This is a genomic window from Fundicoccus sp. Sow4_H7, from assembly GCF_052115865.1.
Classification (GTDB): domain Bacteria; phylum Bacillota; class Bacilli; order Lactobacillales; family Aerococcaceae; genus Fundicoccus_A.
Genome location: NZ_JBQKME010000011.1, coordinates 55,079 through 76,403 on the forward strand (window position 1 = coordinate 55,079; position 21,325 = coordinate 76,403).

Consider the following 21,325-nt stretch of genomic DNA (forward strand, 5'->3'; position numbering starts at 1 on the left):
TATTACACTACATTCTAATGTGTATTGGAATGAATTCACTTAATTAAAAGGTTGCTTTACCACCAATAATCGTTAAATCTGGATAATCTTCCATTCCTGCAATAATTGGCTTTGCTTTATTAATCAATTGTCGAAATACATCCATTTGCAAAGATGCTTGATGGGCCGCAGCATCTTCCCAAACTTCATAGGCGAAAACTTTGTCAGGCTCATCTTCATTCACACCAACGATATAGCAATAGCAGTTGTCGACCGCCAACATTCCCTCTGCATCCTCTAATAAATATCTCTGTAATTCTTCGCCTTTGCCTGGAGTTGCTGTAGTACTTCTATTCACTGCATATCTTTGCATCGTGATTGACTCCTAATTTTTTTAAATATCATTGACCAAATAATCAATCAATACATATTTAATATCATTATAGGAAACTGCTTCAGGCAAGGCAATTTTGACGGCTGAAAGTGAATCTATCCCAACCTTTTGGAATTGTTGCTTAATCTGTCGTTTGACTGATGACGATATTTCAGCCTTAAATTCCTCTAACTCCCCTTCTTCAGCTGCTTTTTGTAGATGATTTAATATAGTCCCTTCTGTTATTCCTATTTCAATCGCAATCTCGTATGGAGTTAAACCTTCGTTAGCTAAGGTTAAACTTTGTTTAAATGAAGCTGGTTCACTCGCACGACCTTGGTCAGTATCGAGATATTTATTTGATGGGGTTGAACTTAAGAAATTTTCAATGGCGGGCAGGAAATGTCCGGCATATTTTTCAGCTTTAACTGTACCGACACCTTCGACTTGTAGAAATTCAGCATAAGAACGTGGCATCGAACTAGCCATGTCCTCAAGAGATTTGTTTGAAAAGACGATGTAAGCCGGTACCGACTCGGCTTTAGCAAGGTCAGCACGAACTTGACGTAATTTTTCAAATAAGTCTTGATTAACAGCGTTTTGACTGCGACTGATTGAGGTTCGACTGCTCGTTTCAGCTTGGTATTGACGTTGTTTAATCGTCAATTTGGCCTCGCCCTTGATAATCGCTTTGGCACTTTCCTTTACAAAAAGACCTCGATGTTCAGTTAAACCTATATAATCATGGGCTACCAGCGCTGAAATAATATCACGAATTTGCTGTGTCGAATAATTAGCCATCAAACCATAGGTCGAGAGTTGATCAAAACGATTTTCTAAAACACGTTGATTTTTGCTCCCCCGTAAAACATCAATAATCATGGTTGAACCATAGTGATATTTCATTCTCAACATACAAGAAAGAATCATTTGACCTTCTTTGGTTACATCAGTAAATTTGACCGGGTTCACACAATTCGAGCAGTTTCCACATGGCATTGTGGGCTGTTCGCCAAAATACCTCAAGGTGAAATTGCGTAAGCAACCTGTAAAATTAGCATATTGAATCATAATATCCAAACGTTGTTGCGAAAGTTCATCATTGCTTTGAGCAATCAAAAATTTATTTGTCATAATATCTTGCGCTTTATATAACAAAAGCGCTTCAGATGGTAACGAGTCACGTCCAGACCGACCGGCTTCTTGATAGTAACTTTCAAGGTCTTTAGGCAGGTTGAAATGGATAACTTTCCTAACATCAGTCTTATCAATCCCCATTCCAAAGGCATTTGTCGCCACAATTAAATTCGTCTCATCATTAATAAATGCATCTTGAGCCTTCAATCGTTCGTCATTCGACATCCCGGCATGGTAACGCCCCACTGCATAGCCATTTTTCCGCAAATCATCATAGAGTTTATCGACGCGTTTGCGCGTATTAGCATAAATGATGATAGCTTCATTGTGGTTGATCAATTGATATAAAGTCGACATCCGATTAGCAGGTTCCAAGACGGAAAATTTAATGTTTGGTCGATCGAATGAATTAATAAATACCTTCGGTTTTTCCAATTGCAATTGCGCAACAATATCTTCTTGTACCAACTTAGTCGCTGTTGCAGTAAAGGCTGCTACAACCGGACGTGTCGGTAATTGTTGGACAAATTGATTGATATTTCGATAACTCGGCCTAAAATCAAAGCCCCATTGCGACACACAGTGAGCCTCATCAACGGCTACCATGGAGATATTTTGTCGGCTTAAATAGTCTGTAAAACCATTGTTTTCTAGCCGTTCCGGCGCAACATACAATAATTTTAAAGCTCTTTGATTTAACTGAGTAATTATATTCTGAAAATCTTCTTCTGAAATGGTGGAATTTAAATAAGCAGCCGCAATCCCTTGTTGTTGCAATGTATCCACTTGATCTTTCATTAAAGAAATTAAAGGTGAAACAACGACAGTTAACCCTGGCATAACCAGTGCAGGTAACTGGTAACAAATCGATTTACCTCCACCCGTTGGCAAAACACCTAAACTATCTTGTTGGGACAACAAAGTCGTAATTATTTCTTTTTGACCTGGTCTAAAGTGACTGTAGCCAAAATATTGCTGTAAAACGGATTCTAAACTTCTTGGCACTTCGTCACTCCTCCTATCAATTCATTAGCTATTGGTATTATAACACGTTCCCTAAAAACTGAAAATGACGCCTTAACTTAAGTCAATGCGCCATTTATCATAATTTAATATGATTGATTTAACAAAATAATCGGAGGGATAAAAATGAAAACTTCTTTTTCTAACCGTCAACTTAGCCTCATCCTCGGAGTCACACTAATCCTTATGGCAATCACATCTGGAGTCGCTTTCGGCAGCCTCCATCCAATGATTTTCACTTCCAACAGCTTCAATTTTTAAGCAAGCCATCTTTTAACACTAGAAATTTTTCTTTGGCTAATTGTCCTCATCTTAGACATTATCGTCACTTGGGCACTTCATTTGCTTCTCCAACAAACAAACCATGCCCTTTCCCTTCTCGCCAGCCTTTTCCGTCAGCTTTCTCATTTAAATTCTCAACCTAATAAATATCTCTGCTGCCAGCCAAACGATCGAATTGCTCTAAAAAATTTCAACCTTGTTTGGTCATTTGGCCTAATCCTATTTGGATTTCACTTAATCTTAGTTGGTTTTATCAGTTTAAAAGTGATATTTATTCTAAAAGTCCTTGCCTATTTGGTGATATTAGCAGGAATTTCCTATTGTCTCGTTCATTCATTTGATTCAAGTAGTCCTTCTGTTGAATCCGTGGCAATCCTCGTTGAAAATGTTTTAACCTTACTCGTGATTATCGGTGAACTTGGTTTATGCTTGTGGCTAATATTCAAAGGGCGTTGATAGACGCTTTTTAATCCGACTCAGTGACTCAACCGTAATCCCTAAATAAGAAGCTAATTGATGCTAAGGAACACGCTCAACTAAGTCAGGTTGTTCTTCTAGCAAATTCAAATACCTCTCTTGTGGAGACAGAGTAACAAAGGTTGCTTTGTCTTCTTGACTTGCCATTAAATTTTCTTACATAAATGAATGTGTAAGATTAACGAGAGTAGGATACTTTTCAAACATCGCCGACTCACTAAAGAAATCTCCAACGAGTAAGACCGAATCTTCTGTGCAGGCTAATGAATAGTCTGAAGGAATCCTTAGTGTGTAACTTCTATAAATCATCGCAGTATCAAATTCAGTAAAAAAATTAATCGTCTGCTCTTTACCATCTTCATCAATGGCATATTGACGAACACAACCTTTTAAAACAAAATAACAATCATCAGAAACTTCGCCCTGTTCAAGTAAAATCGTTCCTTTTAGATAATCTCTAACATCCAAATCATGCCTAGTTCTTTAACTTCGTCGGCTGATAAATTTAAATTACTCAAAAATTGATGTAATAATGGATTCATGATAGCCCTCCAAGAATCTTCCGTTACTAAACAGGGAGAAAATGCTGTGCTGAATTAATCTATTGCAATTTTAATGACCGCTTTTTTGTAGGTCATTGGCGTCACAATATGGCGTCCTGCTTTATGCCCATCCCATGGAAATAAAACATAAGCTGTTCCGGCTGTAATTGAAAATGGATGGTCGCTTGGACCTGTGAAAAATGTAATATCTTTATTTTCATCATAAGCGACCGTTTCGGTTAACGCCTCAATTGGACTCCAATATAACAACTCATTGCCTTCCAACAAAATTTGGATGTCTAGGTACTTTTGATGAGCCTCGTATTCACCGAAATCTGCCGCTAATGTCTCCCCTTCAACAAAAAAGTAAAAACCATTGTCAAATGGATACTGCTGACCTACTTCATAATTTTGCTGAGTTAAAACAGTTTGCAGAACACCGTCTATCTTTTTATAAATATCTGGATACTGTTTCAAATGCTCAATATGATCTAAAATCATTTTAACCCCCCCTTAAATAAATATCTCTCAACTTGCTAAATTCATCATAAAGCAGTTCAGATTTCTAAGCAATATAATTTTATTTTAAGAGGTGCTTTATGTATGCAAATAACGAATTTAAGATTGTAAAGGTGGAATAATATGTAAAATTAGCTAACGCTTAATTTTGTAATGTCGGATGCTATTAAGGCAATGATTTTTTATCATGATGTATTTGATGGCATTGTAGGAGATGTCTATGATTTCCCAAATCGTAAAGGTGAAAATGAAGCAAATATTAAAGTCGGACATGTTAATTTACGCTTTATCGATGAAAATAAAAATTACGAATGTTTCCATCCTAAAAAGAATGAAGTCGATTCAATTTGGTTACAAATAACAGTAGATAATGTAGAAGAAGTTCTTGAAAAAGCACATCCACAATGTTCAATCGTGACTCAAGAAATCGCTGAATTCATGGGGACAAAACATGCGATTATTTTGGATCCGTTCGGTTATACTTGGACAATCAACCAAATAATTGATGAAATTTCATTGGAAGAACGTTACGCTAAATATCAAGAAATGCAAGCGGAGATGGAGTAAGTAATGTTAGAATAAACCAAAGCCCAAATAAAATTATTTTGGGACAAGTCGGTCAATTAGGATTCTGATTGACATTAACAACTGTTATTGTCGGTCAACGCCCGTCTTCACCGATATTAAACACGGTTATTGATTTATTGCCTTTCTTTAGCCAGAAAAAACTATTTTAAGCTTCACTCGATGCCAATTGAGGAGAAAAGTAACTTTGTTTTAGCCGTAACAGTTAATAATTTTAAAAAAAACACACCATAATAAAAACAGAAACCACTCACTCCCAAATGAGCTCGTGATTTCTGTTTTTTATTATTTATTTAAGAGATGCTTGGTCCTTTTACTTCACGTAGGAAACCGAATGTATCTATACCTAATTCATCATCATGCTGGCGGTGAATGGGAATGTCTAAAATATTTAAGACGATTTCACAGGTTACACCAATTTGTGCTTCGATTAAGTGGCCACCAATAACTGAATAATCCGAACGACCTAGTGTAATGTGTATATGTGAATGTAGCTTATTATCTAATTGTGTTAGAAAGCCTGTTAAATTAAGCACTTCAAACATTTCATTAAACTGCTGTGTGCGATATTCTTTTGTTTCGATATCAAAAAAGGCGATATTGGCAATATCTACCGCACCTAATCCTGTTATACTGGCTGATTTGACATTTTCTTTTTCAGCAATCGCCAGCAAACTTTCCATCACACGATCACCTTTATCTAAACGAACTACAATATGTTTTTCATGTTTTTTATATTCCATTAAATAAGCCTCATTTCATTATTGATAGGTTGGCCCACGTAAAATATTAATGGTTGTTGTGAAACTCATTGATTCATCAATCACATATTCCGAATAAATTTCACCAATTTTTGGAGCATAATAATATCGTTGTACTTCACCGGTTTCAAAGGTTGATTCGATAACGACAACATTGTAGTAAGTGATGTCTTCTAATTCAAATTCGGCAAGAATATCCGTCACGACATAATCTTGATCCGCCTTGTAGCCACGTGAAAAAGTTGTCCCAACTTCTAAACTAGCCGGTAAGAATAATGCTTCGATGCCATCCGTTGCATCTTCAGAATAACGAAAGTCATTTTGCTCATAGGATTCAGGGAAATAAGCGAGTTCATAAATACCATCTTCTCTTATCTGATAAACATAGGAGACAGTAGTACCGGTGTTATCCACGCTAATTTGATAAATCCCTGCTTCGTCTGGCGCATAGTCAAAATAAGATTTATAAGGTACAAACTCATTACCTTCGCCACTGTAATCATAAAATTGATAATATAAGCCAGGGGCATAGTCCAGTCCAGAAACGGCGTCTTGTGCTGTGACAGATGTTAGTTGTCCATTCATTGTGATTGTTAATAAAATTAGCCATACAAGCTGGAAATATTTTTTTATTATCTTTGTCATATACTTTTCTTCCTCTCTTTTAATTAAGCAGTTTCCATAATATAATTGTACTTTAATATCAATATATTTTCAAAAGTTATGAATACAAAAAGTCGAACCCCATACTATAAAAATACAGAATCCGATTTAAGTTCATACTTTTTATTCGCCACTAAACATCCAAGATATCCCAAAAGGATCTCTAAGCATTCCAAATAATTCCGTCCACTCCGTAGATCAAAAGGTCATCGTTTCTTCACAACCTAATTTTTCCGCATGGTCAAAGAAATCTTTTACTTTTTGAACTTCTGCTTCATCGTTTAAATCAAATACAAAACTAAGGTTACTCCCTTCGTGATCAACTGGCGTATTATTCCAAGTGTCAGAAAGGAAAATGATGTTCTCGAATATTTCAATACTTGCATTCATGGCAAACTTTGATGGGTCAAGATGTTAGGACGTTCTGCTTCGGTCATATCTGCGAATATTTCATCGAAAGCAAGTAAGACTTGAACATTTTCTGCACCAAGCTTTTTGTAAAACTCAAGCACATCAAGTGTGTTAGGGAAATTTATATAAGGGACTAATTTCACCACAAACCTCCTATTATTGACCAAGCGTCGATTGACGCTTTGATAATGCCATCATTTTATCAAACTTACTACTAAAGTCACTTTGAAACAGAGATATTTATTTTATGGTTTGAAAAAGTCCTAAGTAATAAGAACACACACCTAAAATACTCATAACGATACAAAAGAATAAGCCGTGTTGAACGGTATAAGTATTAATGAGCCAACCACCAATAAAACTTCCAGCGACTGCACCCAGCGTATGGGCGGTCGTAATCAGCGACTGCCCTTTGACCTTGTCGGTTGCTTCCATTTGGCTATTTGTATAATAAACGGATGCCACTATATAGATCCCAAAAGCAAAAGGCTGTAAGAGCTGAGCCCCATAAATCCCTAAAATTGAGGGCGTCAAAAAGGTTAAGGTCGTTTTAATCGCAAAAAATATCGCTGCTGTCATCATGAGTTGATTAATTGAAAAACGACGGTTGATTCGAGAAAACATAATTAAAATGGGGACTTCTGCGATTGCGGAAAGGCCCATCGCAAAGCCCATGTTTTCAGTTGTTCCACCAAGTTTTTCGACAATTTGAATCATAAAAAGGTTAATAAAATTATGGCCAATAAAAAAACAGAATGAGCCAAATACAATATATTTAAAATGGGGATATTTATTAAAAAAAGGCTCTTTAGCGGGTTGTAGCGCAACATCCAGTGGATTTAATTTAATATCTTGCGAGCGCTGTGCAAATAATGACTTTAGAACGGTCTGATATAAAATCGTGAGTAGCGTGAGGTAAATAAGGTAACCTAGAATCGCGACATAAATAACAGCTTGGGTTCCCAGTTTATTAACTAAAATCCCTAGCCCCGTTGATGTAACTGCAAAAGACGCACTTTGAAATGCACGAAAAGCGCCATAATTAATTTTAAAATGATTATTCATCAAGTAAACACCAATCGCACTTAAAAAAGGCAACAGAGTCACTTGAAACATTAAGAGCAACATATAAAAAACGGCCACAAGCGTCACGATGCGGTTAGCAAGCAAAACACCCACTAATAACAGCAAACTAGGAATGACAATCATCAGATTCACATGCCAAAGGTTGAGTTTAATACTCTTATCCACTTTATCCGCCAGCCAAGGTTGAATAAAACTGGCGATTAGATTCGCGGTTGACGTGATCAAGCCAATCATAAAATCATCCAGGCCTTGAGCCAGCAAAAATACCGAGCTATAAGCCGAAATCGAACCCACCACCACATCATAACTTCCCATCATGCCACCATAATTGATATTGATCCTCTTCATCAACTTCCTCCTACATATTCACTACTGCCTATCATACTAATTCGTGCCATGAATAACAACAACCCCAAGCAAAATAAATATCCCTGCCTTTCTTGCTGTGTGAAAAGCAGAGATATTTATTTGAGGGGTTTTAATTGTCAAGACGAAGGAACATGGCGTTAATGGCTACGATAACGGTTGAAAGTGACATTAGAATGGCGCCGACGGCAGGTGAAATGGTGATGCCAATCGGTGCTAGCAGGCCTGCGGCTAAAGGAATCGCGATGAAGTTATAACCTGCACCCCAAATTAAGTTTTCTTTCATTTTGCGATTGGTTTTGGTTGCTAGTTCTAGAAAGGCTTCGATATCAGACGGATTCGATTGAGTTAGGATAACGTCGGCGGAATCGAGAGCGACTTGAGTTCCGGCACCAATCGCGATACCTACATCAGCAAGCGCAAGTGATGGCGCATCGTTGACACCATCTCCGACCATAATGATTGTTTTGTTTTGATTTTTAAGGTCTTCAATTAGTTTGTATTTGTCTTGCGGCGACTGGTTGGCACGGTATTCAATTCCAAGTTCTTGTGCCACTTCTTCGGCGGCTGCCTCATTGTCTCCGGTTGCCATGATGGCTTGTATGTTATGATTTTTGAGTGTTTGAATCAGGTCACGACTGGATTCTTTTAGCTCATCACCAAGTGCAACAATCGCAATGGCTTGATTATTTTCAGTAAGAACACTGATCGTTGAGCCGGTTGGGCGATTAAAGTCGATGGATTTGTTATAAGTTTTTTCACTAATTAGGGCATATTCTTTGCCATTGGCAGTTCCTTTAACACCTGCACCTGAGATATTTTCAGTGTCGTCAAAATGAGTTGGTGCGATTTGTTGTTCGCTAGCATATTGTACAATGGATTGAGCAATTGGGTGACTAGACCCGGCTTCAATTCCTGCCATAATCGCTGTGACTTCTTCTTTTGAGTATTGGTCAGTTGTTGATGCTAGTTCTAAAACTTTGAATTCGCCTGTTGTTAACGTACCTGTTTTATCTAAAATCATCACGTTGGCATTGTCAGCTAATTCTAAGACTTCGCGGTCTTTCACTAATAACCCTCGACTTGCACCGAGTGATGTTGAACGTGCGACAACTAAAGGAATCGCTAAGCCTAAAGCATGTGGACATGCGATGACAAGAGTCGTCACCGTATAACTAATGGCCGTTTGTAAATCTGCCACGATGGTCCAAACGATGAATGTGATTATTGCCACAGCTACCGCAATATAGAATAACCAACCGGCAACTTTTTGAGCAAGTCCTTCCGCTCGCGAGGGCTGATTTTGTGCCTGCGCAATTAAATCTTGTACTTGGGAAACGAATGAACTGTCCCCTGTTTCTGTGACTTCGATAGTGAGTGTTCCATCACCGTTTGTTGAACCTCCGATAACTTTATCATTCGGCTCTTTGGTAATTGGCTTTGATTCCCCTGTAAGAAGTGCTTCATTGACGCGTGATTGGCCACTAATGATTTTTCCATCGGCAGGGATATTTTCTCCAGCTTGCACACGCACTTTGTCGCCAATTTTGAGGTCTGCGACAGGTTTCATTTCAGTTGTACCATCTTCCAGCACAACATGCGCATCTTTTGGAACTAATGCAGCTAGCGACGCCTGCGCATCCCCCGCATCCCCGACCGCTTTCATTTCAATCCAATGTCCAAGAAGCATAATTAAAATCAGCGAAGCAAATTCAAAGAAAAAGTCCATGACATGTTCGCCCGTCGTATAGCGCGCAATCACTGCATAAATACTATACACATAGGACACACTAATCCCCATCGTTACCAACGCCATCATCCCCGGCGCTTTCTGCTTAAACTCGTCCACCGCCCCTTGATAAAACGGCTTCCCTCCATAAATAAATAACACTGTCGCAAAGACCGCAACGATGATATCCGAATATGGAAAAGTAAATTGAAATGGCAACGTCAGCCCCATCATCGGTGATAAAATCATAATCGGAATCGCCAAAGGCAGCGACTTTAAGAAAATTCCTTTAAAATTCCCGTGGTGGTGGTGATGATGATTGTGGCCGCTGTGGTCGTGATGATCGTGATGATCGTGATGATTGTGATTTTCATGGTGTTTATGTTCGTGACTATGATGTGTACTTGTATTCTTTTTATGTTCTCCCATAATAAATACCTCCAAATTCATCGTTAACATTTGTAACTATATATAATATATCATTTGCGGTTACATTTGTAAACGTAAATATCTTAAATAATCAAATTTTTTTTTAATGGTATTTATTTTTCTATAATAAGTTACTTTGAATCATATAGCCCTCATTCATTTTCGTTTCAAGTGATACTGATATCACTCGTTTTGATGTCGAGTGATACTGATATCACTCGTTTTGATGTCGAGTGATATTTATATCACTCGTTCTGATGTCGAGTGATACTGATATCACTCGTTTTGATGTCGAGTGATATTTATATCACTCGTTCTGATGTCGAGTGATACTGATATCACTCGTTCTGATTTCGAGTGATACTGATATCACTCGTTTTGATGTCGAGTGATATTTATATCACTCGTTCTGATGTCGAGTGATATTTATATCACTCGTTCTGATGTCGAGTGATATCTATATCACTCGTTTTATCTTTAGCTTTCTTTTTTTATTCCTAAATTTCTCTTATCTATATATCTAAATTTTATGTTTAAGAATTGATATTCAAAACTATTAATTGGGTTGATAAATGACCCTTTTGAAGAGCTAACCTCGAAATATTTCTTTAAAATTTTATTCACTCTATAATACTTCACCTGCCCACCAAACAAGCTTAACACTTCGCTGGTTTTCAAATTCTTATATGGAAATAAAACACCATACCCACAAATCGTCCGCAATATGGCTTTTTCAGAAGCCTCTGTACTTCCGCATGCATGACAACAAACATGGAACCGAACAACCTCGGTATTAAAACTCCTACAAAGATAACAATAAATTCCTTTACGCAAACTTTCAAAACGGTCATCCGTAATTGACTTCAAACGTAAATTTTTTTCCGTCCACGACAACAACCATTGCGCTTCCCTTTCTATATTCACGGTATCATCAATAAATATCGTGCAATCTTCTGCCAACTCCTGCAAATACCGCTTTAACTTCGCTCGTTTCAAATACAAAGCGGAATCAGCGCCAACGATTTCGACACTATCCGATTCATTAATGAACAACAGTTTTCCCACCAGCTCACCTCGACTTCCACTTGACCGGTGAATGTTTTTAAAAATTTCCATCGTTCGCTTCAACTGCGCAAAATCATCTCGCGCTTTTGGCCTTCCATTGACAAGCCACTTTCCATCGCGATATTCATAATCCGAATCATAATTTTTCACCTCAAACACCCACCAGCCAAGCTGCGTAATCAACAACAAATCCACTTGAATCTCACCAAAATCATGATTAAAGGTCAAATCATTTAGCAACTGCCACTCACTTTTTTTATAGTCTGAGATCAACTGAAACGCCTCTAACTCTCCTTCAAAACCAACCCTTCGAATAAATAACTCTTTTTCTTCCGTAGGGCTTAAACGACCACGTGATTGCAACTCTTCCAATAATTGGTGCTCCTGTGATTTTCTCATTCTCAAAACGGAATCCTCCTTTTTTACCCTTTACTCATATATACGTAAAAAATCACGAATTCCATTATTACAAATTAAAAAACTACCAAAAATTTGGTAGTTTACAGTGATATTTAATTTTGGATTGATGAATGGAGGTTTAATAAGTCCAATTGTAAGGAGCGATTCGACAAAGCTATATGATTAAATTCTAGCTTCAAGGTCTCATCCTGAGTTTTAATTTTGACTCTTTTCATTGCGAGCCCTGAAATGGTGACCGAGCGAATATCGGAAACTGGAATCACTCGATGCTTGATTTCTTCAAAGGATACGTTCATTTTAACAAGGTTTAATTTCTCGTTGTCTAGAATATCGACGTAATAACCAGAACCCTTCAATCAGCCAACAAATTCCGCATAACCTATTGAAGCTGAAGCATCAGCATATTTTGCTTTTATCGCTAAAATAGCTTCCTTGGCAATCATAATTTTAATATTCAATAGTACTTTTTTCGTCTAATAGTAGTGATATTTATTTGGCGAGGGTTGAAAATCGTTCGACAATGGCCCTTTGGAAAGCGCCATTACCCACAGCCAGGGGTTTAAAAATCAATTTAATTGTGTCGTCAGCCGTTTGAATTTTGACTTTTTTGATGATGAAGCCTGAAATTTTTATCGATTGGACATCCGATAAAGGAATTACATCGTGTTCAATTTCCTCGAAGGAGAGGTTCATTTTAACTAAGGTAATTTTTTCATCATCAAGTATAACCGTATAGTAACCAAAGCGCATGGCGGCACCGTCTTCAGCGTATGCAGCCGTTGCAGTGTTATCGGAATATTTTTCCACAACAGCTAAAATATCATCTTCTGTAATTCTAAATTTCATATTCAACACCTCTTTCTACCTTAACTTTAAAGGAAAATGCATGCGGTGTCTAATGATTAAGCTTATCATCGGCAATTCGTTTGAATGGTAATTTTTGCTTGTAAACATAAAACATCAGTCCTAATAGTGCTAGCAAGAAAATTGGCAATAAAGCCACGTGGATATGATTCGCAATTAATCCAAATAATGGTGGCATGAGCATGGTACCAACATAGGCACTTGCCATTTGGACACCAATAATGGCTTGTGACAAATCGGCGCCAAAATAATCAGGTGTCGAATGAATAATAGCTGGATAAATCGGCGCACAACCAAGACCAATCAAGACAAATCCAACCACTGATAAAACAGTTCCATAAGGAATCAACAATGCAATAATGCCAATTAAAATTACATTGATGCCGATTTTTATCATATCATCATCGGTAAACTTTATGGTGACAAATCCACCAATAGCGCGTCCAACTGTGATCCCAATAAAAAACATACTTGCATAAGTTGCGGCTGCTTCTTCATGGACATTTTTATATATATTTAAATAAGTACTTGCCCATAAACTTGTCGTCGCTTCAATTCCACAATAACATAAAAAAGAAATCAAAGATTCTTTCGCAGACGGTAGCCGTATAATCTGTTTTAGGCTCAATGATGGAGTATCCAGATGATCAGATTCGCCCTGTTCATTTTTGCCGTTTTTCCTTCTATCATTCCAAAGAGGTAATGACAGGAAGAGCACTGTCGTCAATACAAACTGAAAAATTGCAATATATAAATACCCTGTATTCCAAGTCCCACCTATGGTCAACACATAACCTAAAATAGCTGGACCTAGTGAAGCCCCTACTCCCCAAGAACAGTGAAGCCAACTCATATGGCTACTTGGGAAATTCAAAGCCGCATAATTATTAATCGACGCATCAACACTTCCAGCACCCAGTCCGTATGGAATCGCCCATAAACAAAGCTGCCAATAAGCATGCGAAATCGAAAAACCATACAAAGCCACGGCAGTTAAAAGCACGCTAATAGCTGTAACTTTCCCTGTCCCCAACCACTTTGTCAAACGATCACTTTGTAAACTCGAAATAATCGTCCCAAAAGCAATAATCATCGAAATCCCACCTGCAAAAGAAACTGGCACTTCAAATTCCATATACATCGTCGGCCAAGCCGCTCCCAACAAAGCATCTGGCAAACCTAAAGAAACAAATGCCACATAAATAATTGCTAATAATAAACTAAACATACGCCACCCTTTTCATCCTCAATTAATAATCCTAGTTATTATAAACCATTTAATTAAGGAAGTTAAGTAAATACTAAAACAATTATCCTTGCGCCCATTCTTCCCGCAAAATCCCCATACGAATGGAATCGTAGTACTCCCCATTGTAAAATCGTACCTTGCGAAGCCTCGCTTCCAATGTCATTCCCAACTTCTCACCCACACGCATCATTCGCGCATTCCCCGACCAGGTCGTAAACCCAACCCGAGCCACATCTAAATTCTCAAACAAATAATCCATCCACAATCTCATTGCCCGATATCCTAAGCCAAAATTCCAATTGTTTGACTCATACAAAACGATCCCCATCTCCAACCAATACTTCCCTTCGTCTTCCCAATAATAAGAAACTGTCCCTACAAATTTATCATCCACAACTACTGCCCAAAACCGTGGATGATTCACCCAAGAACTCGCACCCTTTAAAAACTCCTCATATGACTTTTGCTCATGCGAAAAATAAGGCGCATCCCACTCCTTCCACTCAGGCCAGGCCTCCTTAAACACCAACTCCCAAAACCGCTCCAAATCCCCTGCTTCGATCGGCCGCAAGACCATATCCTTATCCCTTAACATAAAATCCCCCATTTCCCTTCCATAATACCACCCCTCTAAATAAATATCACTGCTAGTTTCACTATAAATTGGAATTTCAAGAAATGTTTGCTTCTAGAATTAATTAGATAAGTTTTGTGCAAGCAAACGTTTGCTTTGAAATCGAGCTAAACCGAGTTTGATTAAAATGAGATCCAATTCTCTGCCCTCATTGATTCGTTGACCGACTAGAAATTCAGCAATCTCTGTTATTCGGTATATGTTTAGTTCGGATGTGCCAGTTGACGTGCTATCTGGTACATTTGCAACTCTATTGTGCCACTTAGACTAGTCAAAGTTACACACGCTTATACCACCGATTATTAAAATCAAATTATTTGTACTTTCCACTAAGTATTGTCATAATTATCTTGCAACAATATGTTAGGAGGACATGACAATGCCTTGGAATATGAAAGATTATCCCGCTTCGATGAAAAACTTTGAGCCCCTATTACGTAAAAAAATGATTGATATGGCAAATGCTATGTTGGCCAACGGTTATGATGACGACCAAGCCATACCTATTGCTATTTCACAAGCTAAGGAATGGTTTGAAAATGCTACAACAAAAGAAAAAGAAGAATTCGAAAAAGAAGCCAATCCACAGAAAAACGATCAACATGAACAATCGGGCAATCCAGATTTACTCGATGAAGATGTAGAAGTATTTTTTAAAGAAGATAAATGGCAGGTAAAAACAAAGAAAGCAGAACGTGCTGATCAAACTTTCGATACCAAAGCCGAAGCTATCAAACGAGCTAAAGAAATCGCAGAAAATAAAGATACAGACGTTATTAGTTACACAAAAGATGGCAAAAAACAGTCATAAAAATAAGCAGTCCAGCATCACTGGACTGCTTTTCTCACTTAACATTTATTTATCTAAAATCGCAACCGCTCGTACCGGTGATCCGTCCAATCCAACTAATGCCAATGGCAGACCGACAAACAAAAATTTCTCTCCCTTAGGTAATTGATCCAAATTCACCAAATCGGTATAAGTGACAATCCCCATTCCCAACAACTCGCGTTCCAAGGCTACACTTAAATCCCCCGCCACAAACAATGGTTTAGCAGCAACAATCCGCTCCAGAACAGGCAGATCAACAAACGCATCAAATAACAATCCTATCCCAATAGGAAAGACTGCATCATCCACGTCCACTAATTGTGCTGAACCTATAAAATGATCTAAGGAAATGGCATCAATTGAAGGAGCTCCTTCATGCATATGAGAAAATGCATCAACGTGTGTTCCCGTATGCGAGCCCATCTCCATACGATGAACCTGCCAACTATGTGTATCAAAATCCACATGCTTTTCAAACTTCACTTCTGGGTCAGCAGGATAGACAGGCATATTCGTATAGATTTTTTTCGTTAAATCGATTATTTTCACTATTTGACTCCTAGCAGAGATGTTTATTTAAAGGGGTTTTTAAAATAAATACGTTTTTTCGTTGGCCGTTTGTAAAGTCCCGATAAAGGGATTGGATGGGATTTTAAGTGGTTTTGCGCGACTTGAATGGTTTGTTCAGCATGCCCAAATACAAATGTGGCCGTTGAACTTACCGGAAAATTATAATGAATATTCGCCAATGCAATGGAAAGTCCGGCTTGCTGGCGCCGCATTAAGCTCAAGGAACGGTTAATCACATCATTGGTACGCGTAGCGGCTTTGATATACTTTTTCGGTTCAAGACCTGTTGAAATCACATATTCAATTTGCCCCTCAGGTGCTCGCTTGAACAAATTCGCCGGTGAATTTAGTAGCAGACCACCGTCAACCAATTGATAACCGCCAAGCGATGTCGGCTGAATCACAAAGGGATAAGAACTGGAGGCCAGGCATGCATCCACGACTGAAATATCTTCCGGATAAAATTCAATTTCTTCAGGATTATCAATAAATTGACTCGCATCATTTGAAAAAACGACCAATTTTCCACTAATTAAATCCGTAGCCGTTATCGCAATCGGCATTGTTAAATCAGACAACATCACCTCACGATATAAAGGATGGATGTCCGCGATCACTTCTTTTATTTTATCCATGGCCACAAAACCGGTGGAGTAATTCAACACCAACAGGCTGGTCACGATTTGACGCTTCTTAAAAATTTCACTTTCAGCTATTAAGCGATCTGTTTCGATAACCAAATCTTTTACTTCGGCTGCCGTTAAACCATAGGCAACTCCCGCTGCAATAAAGGCACCCATTGAAGTTCCAGCAACAGAGGAAATGGCTAAGTTCTTACGCTCTAATTCCTCTAAAATTGCCACTTCAGCAAAGCTTTTTGCCCCTCCACCAGAAAAACTTAAACCGATTGTTTTAGCTGTTAATCTATCTTTTCTATCCATTCAACCACCTCAGTAAGATATATTAGCATAAATTGTTAGCTGTTTAATCCTACCTAAGTCAGATTTGAAAGACTTTTAACATCATTTAAAAAAATAAAAATATCTTTATACGTCCGCCAGCAAACTTTCATAGAATTCTTCGCTCTCCAAAAATGTCTTAAACTGCGTCTGATACATTTGCTTATAAAGGCTATCTTGTTCCAACAACTCAAGGTGGGTCCCAACTTCTGCTACACGCCCCTTGTCTAAAACCAGAATTTCATCAGCATTCATAATCGTCGATAAACGATGGGCAATGACTAAGGTCGTCCGCTCCTTCATCAAAGGCTCCAAAGCTTCTTGGATTAGCTGCTCTGAAATAGAATCCAAACTCGAAGTCGCTTCATCTAGCAACAAAATTTTCGGATTTTTCAAGATCACACGTGCAATCGACACCCGTTGCTTTTCACCACCCGATAACTTCGTCCCACGGTTCCCCACGACCGTCTCATATCCATCCGGCAAACTCATAATAAAATCATGAATATTGGCCGCACGACAGGCTTCCACCAACTCTGTATCCGTAGCATCTGCCTTGGCATACAACAAATTCTCCTTAATCGACGCATTAAACAAGTAAGTCTCCTGCGTGACCATGCCAATTTGTTGCCGTAAAAATTCCAAATCCAAATCCTTTATCGAAACCCCATCTAAATAAATATCTCCGCCTTTACTATCATACAAACGTGGAATCAAATTAAATAAGGTTGACTTACCTGCACCGGAATGTCCAACAATCGCTAATGTCTTGCCTGCCTCAACACTAAAACTTACCCCTTTAATAATCGGTTTATTCGGCTGATAATCAAAATAAACATCATTAAAGGTCAAATTACCTTTAAAATCATCAATTACAATTGGATTTTCCACTTCTTCAATCTCAACTGATAAGTCTAAATAATCAAAAATTCTTGTAAATAAAGCAAGGGAACGGACAAATTCAATTTGAACATCCAATAAATTCATGAGAGGACGATATAATCGCATCATTAAACTGACCATAATCGTAATATCCCCAATCGTTAGATTGGTATGGCCTCTTTTTAAAATCAAAAATCCACCAATTAAATACAAGACCATTGGTCCTAACTCAACCAGTGTAAAAGCGACCATTCTAAAGAAGCTTCCTAACGTCCGCTCTTTAATTTTTAAAGCTGACAGATCATCATTAATTTTTCCAAATCGCTTGTGTTCACTTTCTTCCTTCGTAAATAACTTAACCAACTGTTGTCCACTCACGCTCAAGGTTTCATTCACGACCTCATTAGCCTGATCGTTCATTTGTTGCGTTTCTGTTGTCAAAGCCCATCTCTTCTTCCCTACTAATTTAATTGGAATTACTAAAAGAGGGACAACTAATAAACTCACAACCGCCAAAATCCAATTCATACGAAACATCACCACAATCGATGTCAGCAAAACCGCCACATTTGAAATAGTTTGCGTAAATGTGCCCGTTATAACCGACTCAACTCCAGCAATATCACTGGTCATTCGCGTCACAATTTCCCCTTGCTTGCGTGAAGTGAAGAAACTTTGCGGCATCTTTTGTAAATGTGCATACATTTGATTTCTCAAATCTTTCGCAATATTTTGTGACAACCAAGCACTCAAGTAAACTTGCATTAAACTAATCAAACTAGATGCAAATAAAACACCAACTGATAAAGCAATTAATACTACTAAACGATCGAAGTCCTCTGCAATAAAACCTTCATCTATAATTTTCCCCGACAAAACCGAAGGAAAAATGCCCAAAACCGAAGAAAAAAGTATGATTGCAATAATGACTAGTAGTTGCCACAAATACGGTCTGATATAAGAAAATATTCGCTCCAATAAAACGCGATTAATTTCCGGTGGTGATGCCTGAATTTCCTTATCTAATGCTCGATTATTTACTCCTCGCATCTTATCAACAACCTCTCTTAATAAATATCTCTGCTATAACGACCAGCTAGTATTTTCTTCCATTATTTCATGAATGGTATCCAAAATTCTGCCAAAGGCTTGAAAATCACTTTCATCTAACGTACTTTTTAATTTTTCCAAATCCTGTAATTTTTTATTTTGAGTGTTTATAACATATTCTCTGCCTGGATCAGTAATTGTTACATTGATATGACGGCGATCCTTGGTTGAAATATGACGGTTAATGAAACCTTCTTCTTCTAAACTATTTAATATGGTTGTAATTCTTGGAGTGGATACATTCATCACTTTGCCTAATTCACTCGGGATAACATTATCATGTGTTTGTAAATACGATAAAATTAAATATTTACTGCGGCTTCCTCTTGGCTCTGTTCTGCTTGCGCGTTGTTTGAGTTTTAACTGATGGACTTTTTTAGCTAAATCACTGACAGTAAATTCTTTATCAGATTTCAAACTATCACATCCTTAATAATTAACTTACATTAACTATTATACATTGTTAACGATATGATTTCTATCCATCTCGAGTCTGATTTAATCAGAATACTAGCTACTTTGAGGATTATTTATTATAGTTGACTTAACTTTAAAGGAGGTCTTGTATGTTAACAATTGCTTATATTGGTAATGGCAAAAGTACTAATCGCTATCACTTGCCTTTTTCAATGCTGCTCAAGGATAAAATTAAGATTAAATCAATTTATTCAAGAAGCGGGAAAAGTCAGTGGCCAGCGATTGATGGGATTATTTATACGTCTGATATCAGTGATATTTATTTAGATGATTCGATTGATTTAGTGGTCATAACTACATCGAATGCGTCGCATTTTTCTTTAGCTAAAGAGGCTTTAGAACATGGAAAACATGTTTTGTTGGAAAAACCTTTTACACAAACTTATGAGGAAGCCAAAAGCTTGTTTGACTTGGCAAAAAGTAGAAATTTGTTTATCCAATGTTACCAAAATCGTCGCTTTGATTCGGACTTTTTAACCGTACAAAAAGTGATTGAATCGGGGAAGCTGGGGGATTTGTTAGAGCTTGAAATGCATTTTGATTATTTTAGGTCGGAAACGCCTGAACAAAGCACTTTTTCTGCCATTGATAGTTTCTTGTATGGGCATGGGTGTCATACTTTGGATCAAGTGATTGGGTATTTTGGGAAACCAGATAAGGTTCATTCAGATGTGCGTCAGTTATTGGGTAGCGGGAAAATGAATGATTATTTTGATTTGGATTTATATTATGGCGCTTTAAAAGTTTCCGTGAAGTCAAGTTATTTTAGAATCAAAGCCCGTCCAAGTTTTATTGTTTATGGGAAAAAAGGGATGTTTGTTAAGGAAACAAAAGACCGACAAGAAGAACATTTGAAGCAATTTTATATGCCTGATAATGAAGACTTTGGGGTGGATACGCCAGAACATTATGGAACGCTGACATATATAAGTGATGATGGTGTCTATCATGAAGAAAAGATAGTTTCTGAAATTGGTGATTACAGCCGCATTTACGAAGGCGTTTATCAATCCATCGTTCATGGTGCAGAAAAGGTTGTAAAAGATGAAGATAGCTTGATTCAAATTGCCATACTTGAAGAGGCCATGCAAGGCTTAATTGACAAAGAGACGCTGTAAAAGCGTCTCTTTGTGTTGTTTAGTTGTGAGCTCAGTCATTTTTTTCTATTGCGGATGGTGCGAAGTTTGTAATTAGATCGAGTAAGTCCTAGAAATTGTGTAAATTGATTGAGCTGACGTAAGCATGAAGTAGTCAATCATTCCTCAAAGAATACCAAAAAAAATCTTTTATTGCTACGACGAGTTTTATCTTTAGTCACGTTCTTTCACGTTTTTTAAATATTTTTATGGACTTTATCCTATTTCAAACGAACGCGCACTAACCGCTCGGATGAAACCACTTTTTCAAACGAGCGCGAGACTGCCGCTCGGATGAAACCACTTTTTCAAACGAGCGCGAGACTGCCGCTCGGATAAAACCACTTTTTCAAACGAACGCGAGACTGCCGCTCGGATGAAACCACCTTTTCATACGAGCGCGAGACTGCCGCTCGGATGAAATCACCTTTTCATACGAGCGCGAGACTGCCGCTCGGATGAAATCACCTTTTCAAACGAGCGCGAACCAACCGATCGGATGAAAACACCATTTCATACGACCGCGAACTAACCGCTCGGATGAAACACATATTTCATACGACCGCGAACTAACCGCTCGGATGAAACACATATTTCATACGAGCGCGAGACTGCCGCTCGGATGAAATCACCTTTTCATACGAGCGCGAGACTGCCGCTCGGTATTCCTAATTTTTCAACTGTCAGTCCTACTTCCCGATTTTTTGCAGCGAGTTCGTTAATTCTTTTTAAACTTGCAATCATTCTCATGCTCCTGTATATTTA

General features: G+C 38.0%; 22 protein-coding genes. 4 read left to right on the forward strand and 18 right to left on the reverse strand.

From position 1 onward, the window contains the following. Positions 1 to 43: 43 nt before the first annotated feature. Together ACTQ54_RS10150 and recQ are read right to left on the reverse strand one after the other, a co-directional pair. Complete coding sequence (locus ACTQ54_RS10150; RefSeq protein ID WP_441756531.1) at positions 44 to 352, reverse strand: putative quinol monooxygenase; 309 nt, start codon at positions 350 to 352, stop codon at positions 44 to 46. A 21-nt stretch (positions 353 to 373) separates the two neighbouring features. Continuing rightward, positions 374 to 2,494, reverse strand: a complete 2,121-nt coding sequence (gene recQ, locus ACTQ54_RS10155) for a DNA helicase RecQ (protein ID WP_441756533.1) — start codon at positions 2,492 to 2,494, stop codon at positions 374 to 376. A 360-nt stretch (positions 2,495 to 2,854) separates the two neighbouring features. Here recQ and ACTQ54_RS10160 point away from each other — a divergent pair, with 360 nt between their 5' ends. Next, the gene (locus ACTQ54_RS10160; RefSeq protein WP_441756535.1) at positions 2,855 to 3,250 is read left to right on the forward strand and encodes a DUF4386 domain-containing protein; all 396 of its coding nucleotides are present in this window, start codon (positions 2,855 to 2,857) and stop codon (positions 3,248 to 3,250) included. 177 nt (positions 3,251 to 3,427) lie between these two features. On the opposite strand, the gene ACTQ54_RS10165 is transcribed toward ACTQ54_RS10160, so the two are convergent. Together ACTQ54_RS10165 and ACTQ54_RS10170 are read right to left on the reverse strand one after the other, a co-directional pair. After that, complete coding sequence (locus ACTQ54_RS10165) at positions 3,428 to 3,739, reverse strand: Crp/Fnr family transcriptional regulator (RefSeq protein ID WP_441756537.1); 312 nt, start codon at positions 3,737 to 3,739, stop codon at positions 3,428 to 3,430. A 128-nt stretch (positions 3,740 to 3,867) separates the two neighbouring features. Beyond that, positions 3,868 to 4,314, reverse strand: coding sequence for a YhcH/YjgK/YiaL family protein (locus tag ACTQ54_RS10170; RefSeq protein WP_441756539.1), 447 nt, complete (start codon positions 4,312 to 4,314; stop codon positions 3,868 to 3,870). A 171-nt stretch (positions 4,315 to 4,485) separates the two neighbouring features. Between ACTQ54_RS10170 and ACTQ54_RS10175 the strand changes: the two genes are divergently transcribed. Continuing rightward, entirely contained in the window at positions 4,486 to 4,899 is a 414-nt protein-coding gene (locus ACTQ54_RS10175; RefSeq protein ID WP_441756540.1) for a VOC family protein, read from the forward strand. Positions 4,900 to 5,210: 311 nt separating this feature from the next. Here ACTQ54_RS10175 and ACTQ54_RS10180 read toward each other — a convergent pair whose 3' ends face one another. From ACTQ54_RS10180 to ACTQ54_RS10225, 10 genes are all read right to left on the reverse strand, one after another. After that, entirely contained in the window at positions 5,211 to 5,660 is a 450-nt protein-coding gene (locus ACTQ54_RS10180) for a PPC domain-containing DNA-binding protein (protein WP_441756542.1), read from the reverse strand. Positions 5,661 to 5,678: 18 nt separating this feature from the next. Further along, positions 5,679 to 6,323, reverse strand: a complete 645-nt coding sequence (locus ACTQ54_RS10185) for a hypothetical protein (RefSeq protein ID WP_441756544.1) — start codon at positions 6,321 to 6,323, stop codon at positions 5,679 to 5,681. Between the two features lie 216 nt (positions 6,324 to 6,539). Continuing rightward, positions 6,540 to 6,731: a hypothetical protein gene (locus ACTQ54_RS10190; RefSeq protein ID WP_441756546.1), complete on the reverse strand. Its 192-nt coding sequence runs from the start codon at positions 6,729 to 6,731 to the stop codon at positions 6,540 to 6,542. Then, entirely contained in the window at positions 6,728 to 6,895 is a 168-nt protein-coding gene (locus ACTQ54_RS10195) for a hypothetical protein (RefSeq protein ID WP_441756548.1), read from the reverse strand. The genes ACTQ54_RS10190 and ACTQ54_RS10195 overlap by 4 nt, the downstream gene beginning before the upstream one ends. A gap of 97 nt (positions 6,896 to 6,992) precedes the next feature. Next, complete coding sequence (locus ACTQ54_RS10200; RefSeq protein WP_441756550.1) at positions 6,993 to 8,186, reverse strand: MFS transporter; 1,194 nt, start codon at positions 8,184 to 8,186, stop codon at positions 6,993 to 6,995. Between the two features lie 130 nt (positions 8,187 to 8,316). Next, positions 8,317 to 10,362 carry a heavy metal translocating P-type ATPase gene (locus ACTQ54_RS10205; protein WP_441756552.1) on the reverse strand — a complete coding sequence of 682 codons (2,046 nt, stop codon included), beginning with the start codon at positions 10,360 to 10,362 and terminating at the stop codon, positions 8,317 to 8,319. Positions 10,363 to 10,839: 477 nt separating this feature from the next. Further along, a complete protein-coding gene (locus ACTQ54_RS10210) occupies positions 10,840 to 11,826 on the reverse strand; it encodes a nuclease-related domain-containing protein (protein ID WP_441756583.1) in 987 nt (328 codons plus the stop codon). 510 nt (positions 11,827 to 12,336) lie between these two features. Beyond that, on the reverse strand, positions 12,337 to 12,693 hold the full coding sequence (locus ACTQ54_RS10215; protein WP_441756554.1) for a hypothetical protein: 357 nt from the start codon (positions 12,691 to 12,693) through the stop codon (positions 12,337 to 12,339). 49 nt (positions 12,694 to 12,742) lie between these two features. Continuing rightward, positions 12,743 to 13,939: an MFS transporter gene (locus ACTQ54_RS10220; protein WP_441756556.1), complete on the reverse strand. Its 1,197-nt coding sequence runs from the start codon at positions 13,937 to 13,939 to the stop codon at positions 12,743 to 12,745. Between the two features lie 82 nt (positions 13,940 to 14,021). Further along, positions 14,022 to 14,555, reverse strand: coding sequence for a GNAT family N-acetyltransferase (locus ACTQ54_RS10225; protein WP_441756557.1), 534 nt, complete (start codon positions 14,553 to 14,555; stop codon positions 14,022 to 14,024). Between the two features lie 418 nt (positions 14,556 to 14,973). On the opposite strand from ACTQ54_RS10225, the gene ACTQ54_RS10230 reads away from it, so the two are divergent. Continuing rightward, entirely contained in the window at positions 14,974 to 15,405 is a 432-nt protein-coding gene (locus tag ACTQ54_RS10230) for a DUF2188 domain-containing protein (protein WP_441756559.1), read from the forward strand. A 45-nt stretch (positions 15,406 to 15,450) separates the two neighbouring features. Here the strand turns inward: ACTQ54_RS10230 and ACTQ54_RS10235 are convergent, their stop codons facing one another. The 4 genes from ACTQ54_RS10235 to ACTQ54_RS10250 form a co-directional block, all read right to left on the reverse strand. Then, entirely contained in the window at positions 15,451 to 15,975 is a 525-nt protein-coding gene (locus ACTQ54_RS10235; RefSeq protein ID WP_441756560.1) for a cyclase family protein, read from the reverse strand. A 23-nt stretch (positions 15,976 to 15,998) separates the two neighbouring features. Then, positions 15,999 to 16,937 carry a patatin-like phospholipase family protein gene (locus tag ACTQ54_RS10240; RefSeq protein WP_441756562.1) on the reverse strand — a complete coding sequence of 313 codons (939 nt, stop codon included), beginning with the start codon at positions 16,935 to 16,937 and terminating at the stop codon, positions 15,999 to 16,001. 105 nt (positions 16,938 to 17,042) lie between these two features. Beyond that, positions 17,043 to 18,887, reverse strand: coding sequence for an ABC transporter ATP-binding protein (locus tag ACTQ54_RS10245; protein WP_441756564.1), 1,845 nt, complete (start codon positions 18,885 to 18,887; stop codon positions 17,043 to 17,045). Between the two features lie 33 nt (positions 18,888 to 18,920). Further along, the gene (locus tag ACTQ54_RS10250) at positions 18,921 to 19,364 is read right to left on the reverse strand and encodes a MarR family winged helix-turn-helix transcriptional regulator (protein WP_441756566.1); all 444 of its coding nucleotides are present in this window, start codon (positions 19,362 to 19,364) and stop codon (positions 18,921 to 18,923) included. A gap of 149 nt (positions 19,365 to 19,513) precedes the next feature. Between ACTQ54_RS10250 and ACTQ54_RS10255 the strand changes: the two genes are divergently transcribed. After that, positions 19,514 to 20,542, forward strand: coding sequence for a Gfo/Idh/MocA family oxidoreductase (locus ACTQ54_RS10255; RefSeq protein WP_441756568.1), 1,029 nt, complete (start codon positions 19,514 to 19,516; stop codon positions 20,540 to 20,542). The last annotated feature ends 783 nt before the right edge of the window (positions 20,543 to 21,325 follow it).